This window comes from Halomicrobium sp. HArcel3 (assembly GCF_058933135.1).
Map to the genome: position 1 here is coordinate 343,755 of NZ_JBZYDN010000004.1, position 18,042 is coordinate 361,796.

Sequence of the window (18,042 nt, forward strand, 5' to 3'; positions counted from 1 at the left end):
CTATCCGGTTTTCGACCGGTATAACGGCGTAAAGCTTTTTCACCCATACGGGTAGATGAATGATAATGGCTATTGATGATACGGGTGGACAGGCGTCCGACGGCGCGAACCGCGGGGGAGGTTCGCAGACCGACCGTGAGGACGTTTCCGTCGGGGACTACACGTGGGACGACCTGCGGCGCGACCACCACACGGGGGGACGATTCGACCGGAGCGAGTACCTCGGTTTCGAACCGCAGCGCATCCGCGACCGCATCGAAACCGCGGCCGGCGAGGCGAAGGGACTGAACGAAGTCTTCGAGGAGTTCCTCGACCCGGAGGCGACGCCGGTCGCCAAGGACGTCTACACCTGGGAGCACTTCAAGCGGGAGTACTACTACGAGGACGACGGCTCCGTCCCGCGGACTCGCGGCGGCGAAAAGGTACCCTTCGAACCCGAGGAGTACCTCGGCTTCGAACCCGAAGAGACCGAGAATAGACTCGCCCACGCGGGCGACGTCGGGGACCTGATGTCCAACCTGATCGAGGAGCACACGGTCAACGTCAACCCCGAACTCGACGAGGACGAGTTCTTCTCGACCCAGGAGGGTCACACGACGGTCGTCAACCGCTACGACCTGGAGAAGTCCGTTCCCCTGAAGAAGAAGAGCCACTTCCAGGAGATCGAACGCTACTGGGTGAACAAGCCCTACGCCTGCGTCGTCATCTTCCACTCGAAGAAGGAGAACGAGAAGAAGTACTACGTGATTCAGCCCCACCTCAACGAGATCGAGGACGAACTCAAGGGCTTTCTCTCGCGGAAGCTCAAGACCGCGATCAAGTACTCGGAAGACGACGTCATCGTCCAGGGGTCTGACGCGGACCGGGCCGACGTCATCCAGCGCGAGGCCGAACGGCTGCTGGGCCGCTACGACCTCTACGACGGGAGCGTCGAGGCGAGCCAGGGCGCCGGCGGTGGCGGGTTCCTCGACCAGATCGGCGAGCTGTTCGGCGTCGAGGGCGGCGAGGTCGAGGAACGGGCCGGCGAACTCGAGGGCATCGAGGCCCGGCCCGAACCGGCCATCGTCGCCGACGACCCGGACGACCTCAACGAGTACCAGGTCGAGAAGCTCCTGTACATGCTCAAGCGGGACTTCATCGGCTACGCGAAGATCGACCCGGTCAAACACGACATCAACGTCGAGGACATCTCGTGTGACGGCTACGACTCGCGCGTGTTCGTCTACCACACCGACTACGAGCAGATCATCTCCAACGTCCAGCACGGCCGGGAGAGCCTCGACGACTTCGTCGTCAAACTCGCCCAGCGCTCCGGCAAAGGCATCTCCAAGCGCCAGCCCCAGGTCGACGCGACGCTGCCGGACGGCTCGCGTGCCCAGCTAACGCTCGGGCGCGAGGTGTCCGACCACGGGACCAACTACACCATCCGTCAGTTCAAGGACGTCCCGTTCACACCGATCGACCTCATCAACTGGAACACGTTCTCGCTCGACGAGATGGCGTTCCTCTGGCTCTGTATCGAGAACAACAAGTCGCTCATCTTCGCCGGTGGTACGGCATCGGGGAAGACGACGAGCCTGAACGCCGTCTCGCTGTTCATCCCGTCGAACTCGAAGATCGTCTCCATCGAGGACACGCGCGAGGTCGAATTGCCCCAGCGCAACTGGGTCGCCTCCGTCACGCGCCCCTCCTTCGGCGAGGACGACAAGGGTGACGTCGACGAGTTCGACCTGCTGGAGGCCGCACTGCGGCAACGCCCCGACTACATCGTCATGGGTGAGATCCGTGGTGAGGAAGGTCGTGTCCTCTTCCAGGTCATGTCGACGGGTCACACCACCTACACTACGTTCCACGCCGACTCGGTCGGCGAAGTCATCAAGCGGTTCACCACCGACCCGATCAACGTCTCCAAGACGCTGTTCACGGCGCTGGATCTCGTCTCTATCCAGACCCAGACCCGGGTTGACGGCAAGAAAGTCCGCCGGAACAAGTCGCTCACGGAGATCAACGAGTACTCCGCGGAGAACGACGAGATCAACGTCCGGGACGTCTACGAGTGGCGCGCCGAGACGGACGAGTACATCCAGATGGGCAACTCGAACACCCTCGAGGAGATCAAGTTCGACCGCGGCTGGACCCAGGAGAAACTCGACGAGGAGCTGTTCAAGCGAAAGGTCGTCCTCGCCTACCTCATGGAGAACGGGCTCAACACGTACGCGCAGGTGGCGGCGACGATACAGGCGTTCGTCAACGATCCGGACACCATCCTGACCCTCATCGCGAACGACCAGCTGGAACACTCGCTCGAGGACCTCCGTGAGATGGAGTCGGTCGAGATCGACATCGACGAGGCCAAAGAGGAGATGGTTCCCCGGCCGGACGCCAGCGGCGAGATGCTGGAGGAGACGGGGGACGTCCTCGAGAACGCACAGCCCCTGTTCGACCGGTACCAGGAGATGGAGACGCCTGACATCATCTCCGCGCTCACGAGCGTCAACTCCGAGAACGGTAGCGGCGAAGCGGGGGAGGCCGAGGACGGCATCGACTTCGGCCAGTTCGTCCCCAAGGCGGGGAAGGAGGCAGATAGCGAATGAGCGTCGACACCCGGGACCAGCAGACACTCGGGAGTGGCGGTGCGCTCGGCGACACGTTCTACCCGGCCTACCAGTGGGCCTTCGACGAGGAGGGCGAGTTCGTCGCGAGCGTCGAGAAGAAACTCGCCCAGGCCCGGATGGCCGACAACGTCGAGATGTTCCTCGCGCGAGCCATGGCCGTCGGCACGCTCTCGGGCGTCGCGCTGTGGCTCGTCGGCACGCTCGTGGGCTATCTCGTCGTCACCATGCTGTTCGCCGGCGCCGGCGACGCACCGACGTTCCTCGGCCTGACCGGCCTCCCGGAGGGGGTCGTGGCGGTGCTCAACGCCGTCAAGATCCCGTTCCTCATCGTGGTCACGGGCGTCGTCTTCGGCGCCATCGGCTTCGGCATCGGTTTCGGCTCGCTCGTCTCGATTCCGTACTTCCGCGCGTCCGCCCGCAAGCGCGAAGTCAACGTCCTCCTCTCCGACGCCATCTCGTTCATGTACGCCCTCTCCGTGGGCGGGCTCAATCAGCTCGAAATCCTCCAGGCGATGGCCAAGGCCGACGACACCTACGGCGAGTGCGCCAAGGAGTTCCAGTCCATCGTCCTCGAGACCGAGTACTTCGATACGGACTACCGGACGGCTATCCGAAACCAGGCCCTGGAGACTCCCTCCGGGGAGTTGAGCCAGTTCCTGACGGACATGCTCTCGATCATCAACTCCGGTGGTGACATGACGAGCTTCCTCCAGGACCAGAAAGAGAAGCACATGCGGACCGCCAAGCAGGAACAGCAAAAGCAACTCGACACCCTCGAGCTCTTCGGCGAGATGTACATGACGCTCTCGCTGTTCCCGCTCCTCCTCATCATCATCCTCGTCATCATGTCGATGATGGGCGAGTCCCAGGAGACGCTGCTGTACGGTACCGTCTACGGGCTCATCCCCCTCGTGGGGGTCGGCTTCCTCGTCCTCGTCTCGACGGTGACCCAGGACACCATCGGTGACGGTTACCTCCGCCCGAGCGACGGTGACGACGAGTTCGTCGTCGACGAGGGGATGGGCATCCTGGATCTCGGTCTCATCGAGAACTACACCGGCGACTACAGCCTCTTCGACCGGATCCGGAACCGGGAGGGGACCTACGAGCTGATGCAGATCATCACGGCGCCCCACATCTTCTTCCGCGACCACCCGCTGATGGTCCTTGCCGTGTCGACGCCGCTGACTATCGTCGCGCTCATCTTTACCGTCGTCTTCAACTGGGCGCCGATGTCGCTCGACGGAATGATAGCGAACCCCGTCCGCGGGACGTTCTTCTGGGTGTACGTTCCGCTCTATCTGAACCTCTTGCCGCTGGCGATCTTCTACGAGTGGAACCAGCGCGCACGCAAGGCCATAGTCGGCAACCTCTCGGAGAACCTGCGGAAACTCGCCAGCGCCAACGACACCGGGATGACGCTGCTCGAGTCCATCCGCGTCGTCGCAGACACCTCCGCCGGCAAACTCTCCGACGAGTTCGAGGTGATGCACGCGAAGGTAAACTACGGGACCAGCCTCAAGGACGCGCTCCGGGAGTTCAACAACAACTACCACGTCCCGCGACTGGCGCGGACGGTCAAGCTGATCAGCGAAGCCCAGGAGGCCTCCAGCCAGATCCAGGACGTGCTCTCGACGGCCGCGCAGGCCTCCGAGAACCAGGACGACATCGACCGCGAGCGCATCGCCCGGACGCGGATGCAGGTCGTCATCATCCTGATGACCTACCTGACGCTGCTGGGCGTGATGGCGCTGCTCAAGACGCAGTTCCTCGACGTGATGTCCGGGCTCGGCGGATCGGGCGGTGGCTCCGGGGCCGGCTTCGGCGGCAGCGTGGACACACAACAGCTCTCGATGCTGTTCTTCCACGCGGTGACGATGCAGGCGCTGCTGTCGTCGTTCATCGCCGGCTATATCAGGGACGTCGACCTGATTTCGGGAGTGAAATTCGCGGTGATACTCCCGACCATCGCGCTGGTGGTGTGGATGGCAGTGGGCTAGCGGGCGGAACACGGGTGTGGGAACCAATGTACGACAGCAAATTCGCAGCAGCGACCAGGGGTGTGGGATCCGATGAATAACAGGGGCCAGACGCCGCAGGACTTCGTCGTCGGCGCGAGCATCCTGCTCGTGACGATCATCGCGACGTTCACGTTCGTCCAGGGCAGCGTCTACCAGGCCTACGAGGATCCGATCGACGGTGACCTCGAAACCGCGTCCGGACAGGTGGCGACGTACCTCGTGGAACACTATAGCGTCGACGCCGAGCGAAACGTTCTCCGGTACAACGAGTCCGACGGCATCTACGAGGAACTCGAGGCCGACACCGATCTGCGTAATTTGAAAGCCGCCAGTGGCATCGACGTCGGGACCGACCGACGGCGAACGCCGAACGTCAACGTCACCATCGTCAACAGTTCGGCGATAGAGGACGGGACACGCGCCCCCGCCGAACGCGGTGTGGACTCGGACCACCTGGCCTGGGGGCCCGAATACAGGGGACAGGACGGCGCGGCGAGTACGACCCGGATCGTTCGCCTCTCCGACCCCGGGCACAAGTGCAAGACAGTGTGCTGGCTGACAGTGAGGGCGTGGTAAGATGGACCGAGCCCAGGCGTACACGCTGGAGGGTACCATCGCCGCCATCGTCATCGTCCTGGCGGTGTTCTATGGCCTCCAGGCCGTCGACACGGGGCCGTGGTCGGGCGATTCGGACCGGGAACCGGACCAGCTCGGTACCCAGGCCGCCGACTTCCTGAGCGTAACCGCCGCCAACGGGTCGCTCGGTGAGGCGGTCAGGTGTTACAGCTCGAGCAAACCGGTCATCGACGGGGATTCGCCCGGCGGGGATCCGGCTCCGTTCGAGCGACAGTTGAACCACACGTTCGATAGACAGGGGGTGAACTACAACCTCTACGTCAGCTACTGGACTGGTTCCGATGGACGAGAGCGTGCAGTTCTCACGAGTACCGACGACGATTCGCTCGCCATCCCGCAGCAAAACGCCGGTTCGGCGACGTACCAGCTGGCCCTCTACGACGACGACCGGGCCCGGTATGGCGACGACTGTTCGGACGAAGGGCCGCGGATATCCGACCTCGACGACTTCTACGTCCCGGACGTCAACGAGGACTCGCAGCTGTACAACGTCGTGGAGGTGCGACTCATCGTATGGTGAGAACGGACCGCGGCCAACTGTTACTCATCGGTGCCGTTCTGATCGGCCTCACCATCCTCGGAACCGTCGTCATGCTCAACGGTATGCAGTACGCCGACGCCACGGGCACGCAGACCGAGTACCGGGTACTCGACGACGCCGAGCGGACAGAGGAGATGGTCGAGCGCGATATCGGCCGCTTGACCGGTCAGATCCTGGCGAAAAATCCGGATCCCGGAAACGCGTTCACGTACGTCGAAAGCAATGTGACCACGTACCACAACTACACGCGGAACATGACGCTTGACGGTTCCAGTGGGACCGTCAACGTCACGTACAACGACTCGGTCACTCGTGGACACCAGGGTTACCGAATCCAGCAGACGACGAGTCAGCCGTTCGCGCCGGGAACGCCCCACCTCGTCGTCGACGACGTCGAATACGTTCGGAGCTTCGTCCTTCGGATCGACTCGTTCTCTGCACCGGGGCGTACGAACTCGTTCGACGTCGTCGCCAGGAACGCCACGACCGGCGAAACCTGGAAGCTCGAAGCGTACGAGTATCCGCCGACGCCGGCGGCACGGGTAACCGTGACGACGGCCGACGGGTCCGTGACCCACTGTGATACCGATGCGGCCCCAGAGCTGGACCTCGTTCAGGGGACGAACGAGAGCGGTGAGTGTTCGTTCCCCGGCGTCCGTGAGGACATCGGCACGCCCTCCTCGTTCCGGTTTGAAGGGGACGACGACGTCGAGGGAACCTATCGAGCCCTGGTTGAAGGTAACCCGCGTGTAGCCGCCGATGACTACCCCGTCCGCCCCGGTGTAACGGTCCGATACAGGAGCGCAGAGCTCTCGTACAACCGAACTATCCTGATCGAGGATCCGGAGGCGCCACGATGATCCGCGACAACCGCGCCGTCTCGACGGCCGTCTCCCACGCCATAACCATCGGCATCACGTCCATCATGCTTACCGGGCTGATGATCGGTGCCAGCCAGATGGTCGACGACCAGCGCCAGTACGTCGTCGAACGCGGGCTCGAAGACGTCAGTAGCGCCGTCGTCAGCGATCTGATGCGGATCGATCAGTTCAACACGACGAACGCGCCGGTGTCGTTCACCGCCGAGCATCCTGAACGGATCGGTGGCAGCCACTACAGTATCGACGTCCATCCGGAACCGAGTGAGACCATCGTCTTCGTCAATAGCAGTGCGTCGGTCAGGCACGACTCGGTTCCGGTCCGATTCACAGCCGAGAGTGACGTCTGTGAGAGCACTGTCGACGGTGGCAAGGTCGAAGTCGCCTACGACACGGACAGAGGCTGCATCGTCCTGAGGGAGAACTGACCATGCGAAAGATACCTCTCCCTGACTGGGCCAGCAGCGATTCACGCGGTGTCTCTGACCTCGTCGCGTTCGTCCTGACGTTCTCGATCATCATCACCGCCGTCGGCGTCGTCTCTATCGGTGGACTCGGGTCACTGGAGGACTACCGCGACGGCGCGCGCGCCGAGTCCGCCGAGGTGGCGATGACCGGTTTCGACTCGTCGATGGAGGACATCAGGGTCGACGGCGTCCCACAGCGCTCCCACCAGCTCCAGTTGAACGGTGACCAGCTCGAACGCCACAGTTCCGTTATCGAGATCACTATCTCCGGGACGCCGCGGGGACCGCCACCGCTATCGATTACCGTCGACGTCGGTGCGTTCGTCCGCCAGACCGGCCGTGATACGGAGATTGCCTACGAAAGCGGCGCCGTCTACCGGAGCCAAGACCGCGGGCAGACAGTCGTCAGTAAACCGCCGTTCCGTTGCGGGGCGGATACTGCCAACATCGGTCTGGTGTCGGTGCGCGGCGACGTGAACGTCTCCAGCGACTCGCTGGCGTTGCGGGCTCGCGAGAACGGGTCTATGTCGGCGTATCCCAAGCTGACTGACGGTGAGAACGGGTCCGCGTCGGACGTTACGATCGACGTTAGCCGGACGCACAACCCTGACGCCTGGCAGCAACTCTTCGACCGCGAGATGGACGAGTGGACTGGGGGCGGCGGAACCTACACCTGTGACGACGTCGACCGCGTCTACGTGCATAACACGTCGGTCGAGCTATCTGCTGTGAACTGACGGATCGCTCTCCGTAGCGGCGTAATTTACCATCCGACGACTGTGCGCCGACGAGGAATGAAGTCTGCCTGTTTCGGGATATATCGTTTGCGTGCACGCAGAGCGAAGCGCTCGACGTGCTAGTCATGTGTCGAGATTGGCACCGCGACGTCAGTTACTCCCCACTGAATCAGTTTGAGGACACGGACGGTACGGTGCTACTCGCGCGTTTCAAAACGTGGTCGGAGTTGACGGTCAAGTCAGTAACTGATCAGGCTGACGGGTCAACCGACTACCTGTAAGTGGCGCTGGTCAACTGGCTTCTCGAGCAAGTGGAATCTGATACGGTGCGGGGCAACGTTGTCCAGATCCTGATACACGTGCGTTCTTTCGACGTATCGAGGACTGTTCGGAAATCTTCCAAGGCGTGTCGCCTGTTCAGGCGACGAAAATCAAACCGCTCGCAACCACCCGGTCAGCCCGAGATGACGACTTCGTTCGAGTCGACAGAGATGGGCGAACTACTGTTCTTCGCGTCCCCTGCGTCTACTTCGTTACTGATGAACAGTTCACCCTCCCACGTATCTTCGACTCCCGCGTGGTCCTCCACGGTGAGCGAGTAGTCGTAGTATCCGGTGTCGAGGCCCACGGGGAACGTGAGCCACTTGGGATACGACGAGTAGATACGGCCATCACCGACCTGGACGGAATCCTCGGTGAACTTCTGCTGATCAGTGTCGTTCCCGACGACGAGTTCGACGTCGCGGACGCCACCGACGTCGCCGCCGTTCTCCAGTTTGAAGCTCATCGTGTCCGCGTTGCGGCGTTCGATCAGGTCGCCACCGCTTCCGTACGTCGAAGTTCCGATGGCCAGCGACTCGATGGCGACGTCGGATTCACCGTAGTAGATCCGCTGTTCGCGTGTCGTCGTGTCGTCCGTCGCCGCCTTGAAGTACACCTCGCCGGAGCTACCCCGTGTAGGGAGATCGAGGGTGACGGTCTTCGACTCGTGCGAGGCGAGGTCCATCTGGACGGAGTCGATCTCGTCACCGAAGTTGTAGGGCTCTTCGAGAATTCGAACGTCCTGTGAACCGGCGCTGTTCCCGGTGTTCGTTACCTTGAGTTCGACTGTCGGAGATTCGTGGGTCTCGTTCACGTTGGGCGCTGACATCGACGTGATCTGGAAGTTCGGCCCGTCTTCCTCGCCGATCGTGATTGCCCCGTAGTGGGACTCGCGCGGTGCGGACCCGAGCAGAATGGTGTACTGGTACGTATCTGGATCCACGTCCGTGGGAATGTCGAGTGTCACGGTGTCAGTTTCCCCGGGCTCCAGTTCGTTCGTCTGCCCCTGGATCATGTCCTGGGCTTCCATGTCGAACAGGACACTCGTGTCGCCCGCTGTTCCGCCGGTGTTGTTGACGGTGATCGATATCTGGGCGTCTTCGCCGCGCGAGACACTTTCAGGAGCGTCGACGTCCTCTATCGTGAAGTCCGCTGGAGTCTGCACTGTTCGCTGAACGTCGACTACGCGGAACAGCGCGACGGCGTCGTTGTAGTCTGGGTCGCCCGACCCTGTCGCTTCCTCCGGGCGGGCATTCGGATCCGACAGTTCGTAGAGGAACACTCGTTCGTCGTTCCCCAGCGACAGCGTTCCGTCGTCTTCGATGCGGTGCCCCAGCATGTCGTTGAGGTCACGTTGGTACGCATCGGCGGCACCAAACGCGGGAACCTCGTCACCGTCACTCAGGATGACCACGTTCTGGCTGTTCGAGTCGTCACTGATGGTGATTCGTTCACCCCCCTTTGTACACTTTAGCCCCTCTGCGTCCTCACCGCCAGGCATGATCCCCTCGAATATCACACCCGTCTCAGACGTGTCCCCGCAGTAGTACGACCTCGCGAACAGGGATATCTCGGTACCGGCGCCGAACGTCTGTGTAACGGTGTATGCGCTCGAATTCTCGATCATCGCTTTCTCGGCCGCGGGGTGGTTGACGTCCCCGTCGTATTCGTCTTCGAAGAGATCGACCCGCTCGTTGGAACTGTCGTTCTCGACGTCCAGCCACATCTCCGTCGGCGCCTGTGTGATGTGGTTTCCGTCGTCGTAATACCAATTCCTCCCTTCTAGTTCGGCGCCGAGAACCTGTATCTCGGCCCTGACGTTTTCGTTGACGACGATAGTACCGTTGTCACCTCCACCGATGTTATCGCGTTCCTGAACTATCAGCGTCTTCGAGACGGAGGCGTTCGCTGTCTTCACGGTCACGGAGTTGTGTCCGATATCGAACCGCGAGTCGGTAACGTGGCCCTGTTGATGGATTGTCTCACTTTCACCTGGGTCGACAGAGACGAACTCCGAAGCGATGGTCTCGCCGTCTTCGTTGCGAACTTGGACGTGCTGGTTCGCAGTCTCAGGTCCGGCGTTTTCGACCGTCACGTTGAACCACGAGTACCTGTCGAACGTCGTCGGGTTCGGATCTATTTCGACCGAATCGACCACGAGCATCGGTTTCTCCGGGGAACCGACGTGGAACGTCTCGGACGTCGTCTCGTTCGGCGTCTCGATCGTGTACCGGTATTCACCCTGTCGAGTGAACGTATTCCGGTAGGTCACGTCGTCTTCGTTCGACGAGTAAGCAGTCCCGTCGATCGTTCGCGTCACACGTTTCGTATCCACGTGTGACCAACCGGAACTCGCGTTCCGTTCGATGATGACGTCGACGGGCATTTCTCCCTGTAGGTTTCCGATGTTCTCGATGGTGACGTCCAGTTCGTAGTCGTTGTACGAGTGGACCACTGCGGGACTGTCCGTCTCCTTGATTGAGAAGTACGGATTGGACCCGACGGCATACTGGCCGGACTCCGTGCTTCCGTCTATCTTTGCCCGCCAGTCGTACAATCCTGGACTCTCTGTTGGCAAGTCGTATTGGACCGTCTCGTCGGTACCGGGATCAACTACGACTGTCTTCGTCCCCACTGAGGTCCAATCGGAGTCACTGGCGGCTTTGTACTCGAATTCGACGTCCTCGTAGGCAGTCATCCCGCCCGTATTGTCTATAGTGACGTCTGCTTCGACGTCCTCTCGTGTACTGGCGTTCTGTGGCACGTCACTGTCGAGTGCCGCGTTAGGCGTTCCAGTTGGGGACCCGAACGCAATGTCGACATCCTTCGAGTCGTTCTCGGTCCGGACTTCCAGGTTGTATTCTGGCGGGGTAGATTCGATGTCCCCATCCGGGACGCTGAACGATACCGTTGTCGATTCCCCGGATTCGAGTTCGACATTGTTTTTCGCATCCGAACCAGTCTTTGGGCCCGTGTAGTCGAACTTGACGTCCTGACTCCCGTCGAGGCCCCCGTCGTTGGTTATCTCTGCCTCGACGATCATGTCGGACGTGCCAGTCGCGCGCGACACGTCGTAATCGGTGATGTTGTAGTCCGGATTCGAGACGTCTCCAAGCTGGAACTTGACCTTGACAGTGTCTCCAGGTTCGATCGGATCCGAAGTCTCGACGCTTACCAGCTTATCTTCGTAGTTCGATTCGAAGTACCGAGCCCATGCACTGGCGTACTCGCTGTCTTCTATCCAGAGCGTCGCGCTGTCGAGCTCGGCCGGCGAGCAGACGACCGAGTAACTGCCAGTCTCGTCGTAGTCGAGGTCGGTGTAGAGAGCCTTCGAGAGTCGCTGGTTGTGGAGGTCCTGTCGAGAGACGTTCGAGGAGAGCGAGACCCGATTCGACGTCGTCATCTCTCCAGTGATGTTCGGGAATCGAACGCTGAGAGAACCTTCCTGGTACGTTAGTTCCGGCGGTGTATCCATCGTCGCGCCGGATTCGTCTTTCTTCCAGATGCCGCCACCTTCGTAGCCGACGGTCTGTTCGTCGCTTTCGTAACGCATCTCCCCCATTCGACGCGTTCCGGAGTAACAATCGGAATCGTCGTTGAGTCGCAACCGCCACGACGAGTCCCGGACCTCGACGTCCCCGTTCATCGACTCGGGAAGTTCGACCGTTCGACTGCGGTTTCGATCCTGACGCGCGAACGCCTGGAACGCTTCGTCGGTCTGGGCGAACGTCTGCCCAGCGACCTCTGCCTTGTTGTCCTCGTTGACGTCCCCTATCGTCCCTGTGCCGGCGACGATGATCAGCACGACTGCCGTCATCGTGATACCGATTAGCAGGACTGCGCCAACGAGGTGAGATATGCCACGCTGTTCGGATTCGGGCCCACACCCCATGATTATCGTTAATTGAAGGAGTATGGAGGTACGAAAAACTATCGATCGTTTCACGACTCGTAATGGGAAAAATGGCCCTACGTCGCTGCAATGACAGTTTTCGGCACCAGCGAAGTCGAGTTGCAGACGTTGTTATGTGGGACTCGTGTAAAAAATCGCACCCCGGACCGCCGTTCGCGAGATCTCACGTAGCGCGCCCGCGTCACTGATAGCTCACGTGAAATCGTTCGTCGAGTCCACGATTGCAATGGGCGAGTTGGTCGGATCAATCGATGGCGTCATCTGAGTATCGGCCAGAGCGAGAATCGAGTTCGACGAGCACAGCAGCCAAAACGGGATGGACTCGCCGGGATTTGAACCCGGGGCCTCTCCCATGCCAAGGGAGTGATCTACCACTGATCTACGAGCCCGCACTCATTCGTATCCGGTCGGTTTTGATAAAGGCATCGAAGCGCCGGACGGCGTGTCACACGTTCCCGTTATTCCTCGGGTAGAATCGGCCACAATGGCTAAGAGAGTCGAGACTAACCTGTCTGCAGACACGGTCCGTCGAGCGATTAGAGACGTTCGGCGTTGATTGGATTACCAATGTTTAGGGGGGACGACGATGCGAAGGGAAGCAGCGGAGAGAGTCGCGCCCAGACGACGCTCGATTTCGCCATCGGGATCAGTATCTTCCTCGCGGTGGTCATGTTCATCTTCCTGTTCGTCCCTGGTATCGTCGAGCCGTTCACCGTCGGTGCCCAGGACGAGACGGTGACGGTCAATCGCGTCGCTGACGGGCTGACCCAGAACCAGCTCGGGTCGTCCCAGCGGCCCGGTGTCCTCGATACGGCGTGTACGGTCGACTTCTTCGAGCACGCCGAGGACGGGACCGACATCACCGCGTGTGGCCCGTCGAAGGACGACCTGGCCGATTTCGTCGGGATCAAGGACAGACAGAACGTGAACGTCACAGTCCAGGGTAACACGTCCGCCGCGGACGTCGGGTCCGAACAGCTCTGCTGGGACGGCTCGAGCGACGCGCTGGTCGAAGCGGACGACGGGACGTGTGACGTCAGGCTGGCTGCCGGGGAGACGCCACCGACGACCAACGCGGATGCGGTGACGGCGACGCGCGTCGCGTCCCTCGCGGGCGAGGACGTGACGGTCGTCGTGGAGATGTGGTAAGATGGACAGAGGCCAAGCACACACGCTGGAGGGGGTCGTCGCCGCACTGCTGTTGCTCGCGAGCGTCATCTTCGCACTGCAGATGACGGCGGTGACGCCGCTATCGGCGAGTACGTCGAGCCAGCACATCGAGAACCAGCAGCGGTCGGTCGCGTCCGGCGTCCTCTCGGCCGCCGCCGAGCGGGATGGACTCGAAGAAACGGTACTCTACTGGAACGAGAGCGACGGCGACTTCCACAACACGAGCTCCATCGGCTACTACACGTCGGACCCGCCGAACACGACGCTCGGGAGTATGCTGTCTCGGTCGTTCGACCAGAAGGGAATCTCGTACAACCTGTACGTCAGTTTCCAGTCACCCTCCGGGAAAACCATCCAGAACCGCGTCGTGTATCGGGGCGTCCCGAGCGACAACGCGGTGAGTGCGTCGCGCACGGTGACGCTGGCCGACGACGACCGACTGTACGATCACGACCTGCGGCGGACCAACGTGACGCTCAACGAGTCGTCGTCGTTCTACGCCCAGGACGTGGGGACGGGCGTGTACAACGTCGTCCGCGTGGAGGTGGTCGCGTGGCGGATCTAGGGTCACGGAGCCGCGGGCAGCTTATCCTCGTCGCCGCCTTCGCCCTCGCCGTGACGTTCGTCGCGCTCGCGCTCGTGGTCAATTCCGCCATCTTCACGGAGAACCTGGCGAGTCGCGGCGAGACGGGCGGGAGCGGCGACGCCCTGACGCTCAGACACGACGTCGAACGCGGCGTCGGCCAGAGTATCGCGTCGGCGAACGTCTACAACACGACAGACCAGAGCACACTCGAACAGGGCGTCGACAGGGGAATCGGCAACGTGAACACGGCCTATTCGAAACAGAGCGCGGCCGACACGGCCATCGTCAACGTCTCGCGGAAATCCGGATCTATCGAGTACGGCTCTCGGATCGCACAGAACACCAGCGGTGGCCGGGCGTTCCAGGACAGAAACGGGAACTCCGACTGGCACGTGGTCGACGACGTCGACCGATCCGGGAGCGAGGGGAATGCGACGCGGGCGTTCGAACTGAACGTCACGAAGTCGTCTCTCGAACCCGATGAGAGCGGCGCCTTCCAGATCGTCGTCGAGGAGTGGAAGGGTTCCGCGACCTGGACGATGACGCTGTGGCGCGACGGACCGTCGGACGACGTCCACGTCGAAGTCGAGGTCGACAGCGAGCCCGAGGCACGATGTATGCAGGAGGTGGACGGGGCGTTCGTCCACGTCGACGTCACGGAGGGTCGCCTCGCCGGCGAACCCTGTGGGGCGCTCCGGCAGGGTCCCAATACGAACGGCGACTTCGGGAACTATCGCTTCGCGAGCGGCGTGGGCGACCGGTACAACGTCACTTTCGAGCACGGCGACGAGGCCCACGGCAACTACTCGCTGGTCACGCGAAATCAGTCGATGGCGAGTTCGAACACCCTCAACGCCAGCGTCGGTTCGGACTCACCGTACTGGGACGACGCCATCTACGACGTGACCGTCCGGTACGTCTACAACTCACCGAAGCTCGAGTACGAGACGGACGTCCGGGTCGCCCCGGGTGAGCCACGATGACCGACCGTGCCGTTTCGTCGACGCTGAACTACGTGCTCAGCCTGGGCATCATGGCGGTACTCGTCACCGGGCTCCTGTCGGCGGGCGGCGGCTTCGTCGAGGACCGTCAGGAGGAGGTCATCCGGTCCGAACTCGAGGTCATCGGCCAACAGGTCGCCTCGGACGTCCAGCGCGCCGACCGGCTCGTGACGGCCGGTGACGGCAACCAGGAGGTAACCCTCTCCCAGTCGCTTCCCGAGCGGATCAGCGGAACGGGGTATCGGCTGTCGTTAGAGACCACTCCCGAGACGGAACTCGTCCTGACCTCGACGGATCCGGAGATAACCGTCTCGGTGCGCATCCAGACGACCACGCACGTGGCGGCGTCCAACGCTGGCGGCGGGACCGTCGTCGTCACGCACACCTCGGCGAACGAACTGGAGGTGACGAATGACTGACCGGGCCGCCAGCGAGGTGCTGAGCTTCGCCCTCGTGTTCGGTCTCGTCGTCGCCTCCGTGGCTATCGTCAGCGTCAGCGGCCTGGGATCGCTCGAGTCGGCGCGCGACGCCGAGCAGATGAACAACGCCGAGCGGGCCTTCGACGTCCTCGGCGACAACATGGCCGACATCTACGAACGCGGGGCGCCGAGCCGTGCGACGGAGGTCAGCCTCGGTGAGTCACAGCTGTACACCGACGAGAACGTCTCGATAAACGTCACCGTGAAAGACAGCGCTGGGAACCCGACGACGGTGACACGCGACATTCGTCCGATCGTCTACGACGGGGACCGGGAACGCGAACTCGTCTACGAGGCCGGCGCCGTGTTCCGCGTCGAGCGTGATGGGGCCCTGGTGTTGCAGGAACCGCCGTTCGTCGTCGAGAACGACCGCGTGCTGCTCCCGGTCGTCGCGACTCAGTCTTCGAGCGTGGAGAGCACTGGCGGGTCGACTGTCCTGTTGCGTGCCAACAACCGTGGGACCGACGTCGCCGTGTCGGACTCTCGCGGCTCCGTCGACTCGCTGTACTTCAATGTCTCTTCGCCTCGCAACGAACTGTGGCGCGACTACTTCGTCGACGACCCCGACTTCGACTGTGGCGCGACGCCGATAGAAACGATCAACGGTGAGGAGTACCTGGAGTGCGAGCACTCGAACCCACGCGTCGTCCACGTCGTCGTCTACGACGTCGGCGTCACCATCGACCGGTGATAGACACCGCCGGCGGCGCGGGTTCCGGGTGAGTCTCAGCTCGTGACGTTGACGCGGTTGACGGAGATGTGGAGGTAGGTGACTTTGGTCGTCCGGGCTGCCTCCGGGACGGCGCGCGTGTTCTCCAGCGCTTTGTCGTAGTGGATGACGCCGTCGTCCAGGATTTCGATCTCGTTCGTGACGATACCGCCGTACACCTCGCTCTTCCGCAGTATCATCCCGCTGTCGCTCCCCGGTGCGTATATCACGCCGACGATCTTCGAGTCTCCGCCGTTCTGCACTGAAGCGGCCTCGAAGTCGCTCTTCCCGTAGAACCACACCTGCGTGGCGTTCTCGTCACCGCCGGTGTGGACGGTACCGCCCTCGACGAGCAAGTTCGGCTCGACCGAGTTGCTGGTCGCAGACGGGGAGAACGACGAGAGCGAGTTCTCGCCCTTGATGTAGAAGCGCACTGGATGGTCGCCGACCACTTCGATAGTCCCCTGGTCCAGCCGGACGTAGTCGCGCACGGCGATGGAGACGTTGCCGTCAGTCGCGTCGACGGTCAGAGTCTCGGTCGACCCGAGGTCGATGTGGTCGACGTAGAACATCGTTCCGCCGGGCGACTCCTCGCCGATGGTCGCGCTGCTCGTGATCGTGTCGCCCGAGAAGTCGCTGTCACCGTCCCGGTTTTTCCTGATGTGGTCGACGCGCTCGTTAATCGGTCCGTCTATCTTCGAAGTGTCGGCGGTCTCGGAGATTTGCTCGGTCTCGATACCGGCCGGCGGCGAGGGGTTGATGCTCGTCCCGTACTCGACGCGCTGGCCGTGGAAGTTGTTGGACCAGTCCTTCATGTCGACCGCGCCGCCGGCCGAGATGTTCCCGTAGATCTGGACGCCGTTGTCCTGGACGTCGACGTCGCCGGCCGTCGTGAGCGTCGCGTTGTTCCAGCTGTTGTCCTTTCCTTCGCCGGCGTATCCGTCGCCGTCCGCCGACGTGTACGCGTCGATGCTGGGGTCGGTCGATCCCTTGAACGTAATCGTCCCCGACGTCGACGAGGCGTGAACTGCTTCCTTCACTCGCCGGTCACCGACTGGGACCGTGAGCGACGCCGTGACCCTGTTCTTGCCGTGCTGGTAGGTAACCTCGCCGTCAGTTCGCTGTTCGAAGTACGACCCCCAGGCGCGGTAGTACGGCCCACCGACCGTGACGTTGACCTTCCCGCTCACGAGCGGGTTCACGAAATTCGAGTTGATGCTCTCGTTCGGGTAGTACCGCGTCGTCGAGTTGCGGGTGATGGTCGCACGGCGCGTGAGCGAACGGTCACCCTTGACCTGGACCATCGGGAGCGTGAGCGTCGCGTCGCGGTAGTGGAACTCCGGCGGGGAGACCATCACGCTCCGGTCCCCGTCGGCCCGCCAGACGCCGCCGCCCTGGTAGGCGATGGTCTCGGTCCCGCTCCGGTAGACGATGGCTCCCATCGACTCGTTGTAGATGGTCGTCACGGCGCGCGTGGCCGTGTTCTGGTAGGAGACGTTCATCCAGCCCGACTCGTTCTCGACGCTGAATCCCTCGACAGACTCCGAGTCCAGTGGGATCTGCTGGGTCTTCGAGTCGCCGATGGCGACCATCGCCGCCTGCGAGTCGAGCTGGGTCATCGTGTTCGAGGCTCGCTCGACGTCGAGCCTGTTCTGGGTATCGGTGATGGCCTGGCCGCCGGTGACGACGACCAGCGTGCTCCCGGTTATCACGAGCGCGAACACGAGTATGACAGCGAGCGGTCCCGTCTGCCCTCGCGATCCCCCGATCCCCTTTTTCCGGAGCGTAGAACGGAGTTCCGGCTCACTCATTCTTCTCTCCGTGTTGTGTACCAGTGGCCATAAACTAGCACGTCAGGTTATCGCTCCGTGTAATCGTGCTGTAGCTCGGCTTCGATTCCCGCGGTGAGAGACCAGTTCACCGCAGCGTGAGGTGACCCCTGTTCGGATAGCATGCTAGCTGCCCTCG

14 protein-coding genes and 1 tRNA gene are annotated in these 18,042 nt (G+C 62.1%); 12 read left to right on the forward strand and 3 right to left on the reverse strand.

Annotated elements, in window-relative coordinates; all coding sequences use genetic code 11:
- The first annotated feature begins 65 nt into the window (after nucleotides 1-65).
- From AC5FRV_RS13385 to AC5FRV_RS13415, 7 genes are all read left to right on the forward strand, one after another.
- Complete coding sequence (locus AC5FRV_RS13385; protein ID WP_493561586.1) at nucleotides 66-2,594, forward strand: type II/IV secretion system ATPase subunit; 2,529 nt, start codon at nucleotides 66-68, stop codon at nucleotides 2,592-2,594.
- Nucleotides 2,591-4,615 (forward strand): type II secretion system F family protein, encoded by a 2,025-nt coding sequence (locus AC5FRV_RS13390; protein WP_493561587.1) that lies wholly within the window; start codon nucleotides 2,591-2,593, stop codon nucleotides 4,613-4,615. Before AC5FRV_RS13385 ends, AC5FRV_RS13390 begins: the two co-directional genes overlap by 4 nt.
- Nucleotides 4,616-4,687: 72 nt before the next feature.
- The gene (locus tag AC5FRV_RS13395) at nucleotides 4,688-5,212 is read left to right on the forward strand and encodes a DUF7287 family protein (protein ID WP_493561588.1); all 525 of its coding nucleotides are present in this window, start codon (nucleotides 4,688-4,690) and stop codon (nucleotides 5,210-5,212) included.
- A gap of 1 nt (nucleotide 5,213) precedes the next feature.
- Complete coding sequence (locus AC5FRV_RS13400) at nucleotides 5,214-5,792, forward strand: DUF7288 family protein (RefSeq protein ID WP_493561589.1); 579 nt, start codon at nucleotides 5,214-5,216, stop codon at nucleotides 5,790-5,792.
- Nucleotides 5,786-6,673: a DUF7261 family protein gene (locus tag AC5FRV_RS13405; RefSeq protein WP_493561590.1), complete on the forward strand. Its 888-nt coding sequence runs from the start codon at nucleotides 5,786-5,788 to the stop codon at nucleotides 6,671-6,673. Before AC5FRV_RS13400 ends, AC5FRV_RS13405 begins: the two co-directional genes overlap by 7 nt.
- Entirely contained in the window at nucleotides 6,670-7,119 is a 450-nt protein-coding gene (locus tag AC5FRV_RS13410; RefSeq protein ID WP_493561591.1) for a DUF7266 family protein, read from the forward strand. Before AC5FRV_RS13405 ends, AC5FRV_RS13410 begins: the two co-directional genes overlap by 4 nt.
- Before the next feature lie 2 nt (nucleotides 7,120-7,121).
- On the forward strand, nucleotides 7,122-7,895 hold the full coding sequence (locus AC5FRV_RS13415; protein WP_493561592.1) for a DUF7289 family protein: 774 nt from the start codon (nucleotides 7,122-7,124) through the stop codon (nucleotides 7,893-7,895).
- A 454-nt stretch (nucleotides 7,896-8,349) separates the two neighbouring features.
- Here the strand turns inward: AC5FRV_RS13415 and AC5FRV_RS13420 are convergent, their stop codons facing one another.
- Nucleotides 8,350-12,108 (reverse strand): DUF7289 family protein, encoded by a 3,759-nt coding sequence (locus tag AC5FRV_RS13420; protein ID WP_493561593.1) that lies wholly within the window; start codon nucleotides 12,106-12,108, stop codon nucleotides 8,350-8,352.
- A 338-nt stretch (nucleotides 12,109-12,446) separates the two neighbouring features.
- Nucleotides 12,447-12,518 (reverse strand) — tRNA-Ala (locus AC5FRV_RS13425).
- Nucleotides 12,519-12,696: 178 nt separating this feature from the next.
- Between AC5FRV_RS13425 and AC5FRV_RS13430 the strand changes: the two genes are divergently transcribed.
- From AC5FRV_RS13430 to AC5FRV_RS13450, 5 genes are read left to right on the forward strand one after another with little or no spacing between them, the layout of a single operon-like run.
- Nucleotides 12,697-13,278: a DUF7287 family protein gene (locus AC5FRV_RS13430; RefSeq protein ID WP_493561594.1), complete on the forward strand. Its 582-nt coding sequence runs from the start codon at nucleotides 12,697-12,699 to the stop codon at nucleotides 13,276-13,278.
- 1 nt (nucleotide 13,279) lies between these two features.
- Nucleotides 13,280-13,864 (forward strand): DUF7288 family protein, encoded by a 585-nt coding sequence (locus AC5FRV_RS13435; RefSeq protein WP_493561595.1) that lies wholly within the window; start codon nucleotides 13,280-13,282, stop codon nucleotides 13,862-13,864.
- On the forward strand, nucleotides 13,852-14,868 hold the full coding sequence (locus AC5FRV_RS13440; protein ID WP_493561596.1) for a DUF7261 family protein: 1,017 nt from the start codon (nucleotides 13,852-13,854) through the stop codon (nucleotides 14,866-14,868). Before AC5FRV_RS13435 ends, AC5FRV_RS13440 begins: the two co-directional genes overlap by 13 nt.
- Nucleotides 14,865-15,305, forward strand: a complete 441-nt coding sequence (locus AC5FRV_RS13445; RefSeq protein WP_493561597.1) for a DUF7266 family protein — start codon at nucleotides 14,865-14,867, stop codon at nucleotides 15,303-15,305. Before AC5FRV_RS13440 ends, AC5FRV_RS13445 begins: the two co-directional genes overlap by 4 nt.
- Nucleotides 15,298-16,056: a DUF7289 family protein gene (locus tag AC5FRV_RS13450; RefSeq protein ID WP_493561598.1), complete on the forward strand. Its 759-nt coding sequence runs from the start codon at nucleotides 15,298-15,300 to the stop codon at nucleotides 16,054-16,056. The genes AC5FRV_RS13445 and AC5FRV_RS13450 overlap by 8 nt, the downstream gene beginning before the upstream one ends.
- A 35-nt stretch (nucleotides 16,057-16,091) precedes the next feature.
- Here AC5FRV_RS13450 and AC5FRV_RS13455 read toward each other — a convergent pair whose 3' ends face one another.
- The gene (locus AC5FRV_RS13455; RefSeq protein WP_493561599.1) at nucleotides 16,092-17,885 is read right to left on the reverse strand and encodes a DUF7289 family protein; all 1,794 of its coding nucleotides are present in this window, start codon (nucleotides 17,883-17,885) and stop codon (nucleotides 16,092-16,094) included.
- Nucleotides 17,886-18,042: the final 157 nt, after the last annotated feature.

Bases quoted from the DNA above. Each gene is read 5' to 3' on its own strand.
- AC5FRV_RS13455 (WP_493561599.1), bottom strand. From the start codon at position 17,885: ATGAGTGAGCCGGAACTCCGTTCTACGCTCCGGAAAAAGGGGATCGGG.
- AC5FRV_RS13430 (WP_493561594.1), top strand. From the start codon at position 12,697: ATGTTTAGGGGGGACGACGATGCGAAGGGAAGCAGCGGAGAGAGTCGC.
- AC5FRV_RS13445 (WP_493561597.1), top strand. From the start codon at position 14,865: ATGACCGACCGTGCCGTTTCGTCGACGCTGAACTACGTGCTCAGCCTG.
- AC5FRV_RS13450 (WP_493561598.1), top strand. From the start codon at position 15,298: ATGACTGACCGGGCCGCCAGCGAGGTGCTGAGCTTCGCCCTCGTGTTC.
- AC5FRV_RS13400 (WP_493561589.1), top strand. From the start codon at position 5,214: ATGGACCGAGCCCAGGCGTACACGCTGGAGGGTACCATCGCCGCCATC.
- AC5FRV_RS13420 (WP_493561593.1), bottom strand. From the start codon at position 12,108: ATGGGGTGTGGGCCCGAATCCGAACAGCGTGGCATATCTCACCTCGTT.
- AC5FRV_RS13405 (WP_493561590.1), top strand. From the start codon at position 5,786: ATGGTGAGAACGGACCGCGGCCAACTGTTACTCATCGGTGCCGTTCTG.
- AC5FRV_RS13390 (WP_493561587.1), top strand. From the start codon at position 2,591: ATGAGCGTCGACACCCGGGACCAGCAGACACTCGGGAGTGGCGGTGCG.
- AC5FRV_RS13415 (WP_493561592.1), top strand. From the start codon at position 7,122: ATGCGAAAGATACCTCTCCCTGACTGGGCCAGCAGCGATTCACGCGGT.
- AC5FRV_RS13410 (WP_493561591.1), top strand. From the start codon at position 6,670: ATGATCCGCGACAACCGCGCCGTCTCGACGGCCGTCTCCCACGCCATA.
- AC5FRV_RS13395 (WP_493561588.1), top strand. From the start codon at position 4,688: ATGAATAACAGGGGCCAGACGCCGCAGGACTTCGTCGTCGGCGCGAGC.
- AC5FRV_RS13385 (WP_493561586.1), top strand. From the start codon at position 66: ATGGCTATTGATGATACGGGTGGACAGGCGTCCGACGGCGCGAACCGC.
- AC5FRV_RS13435 (WP_493561595.1), top strand. From the start codon at position 13,280: ATGGACAGAGGCCAAGCACACACGCTGGAGGGGGTCGTCGCCGCACTG.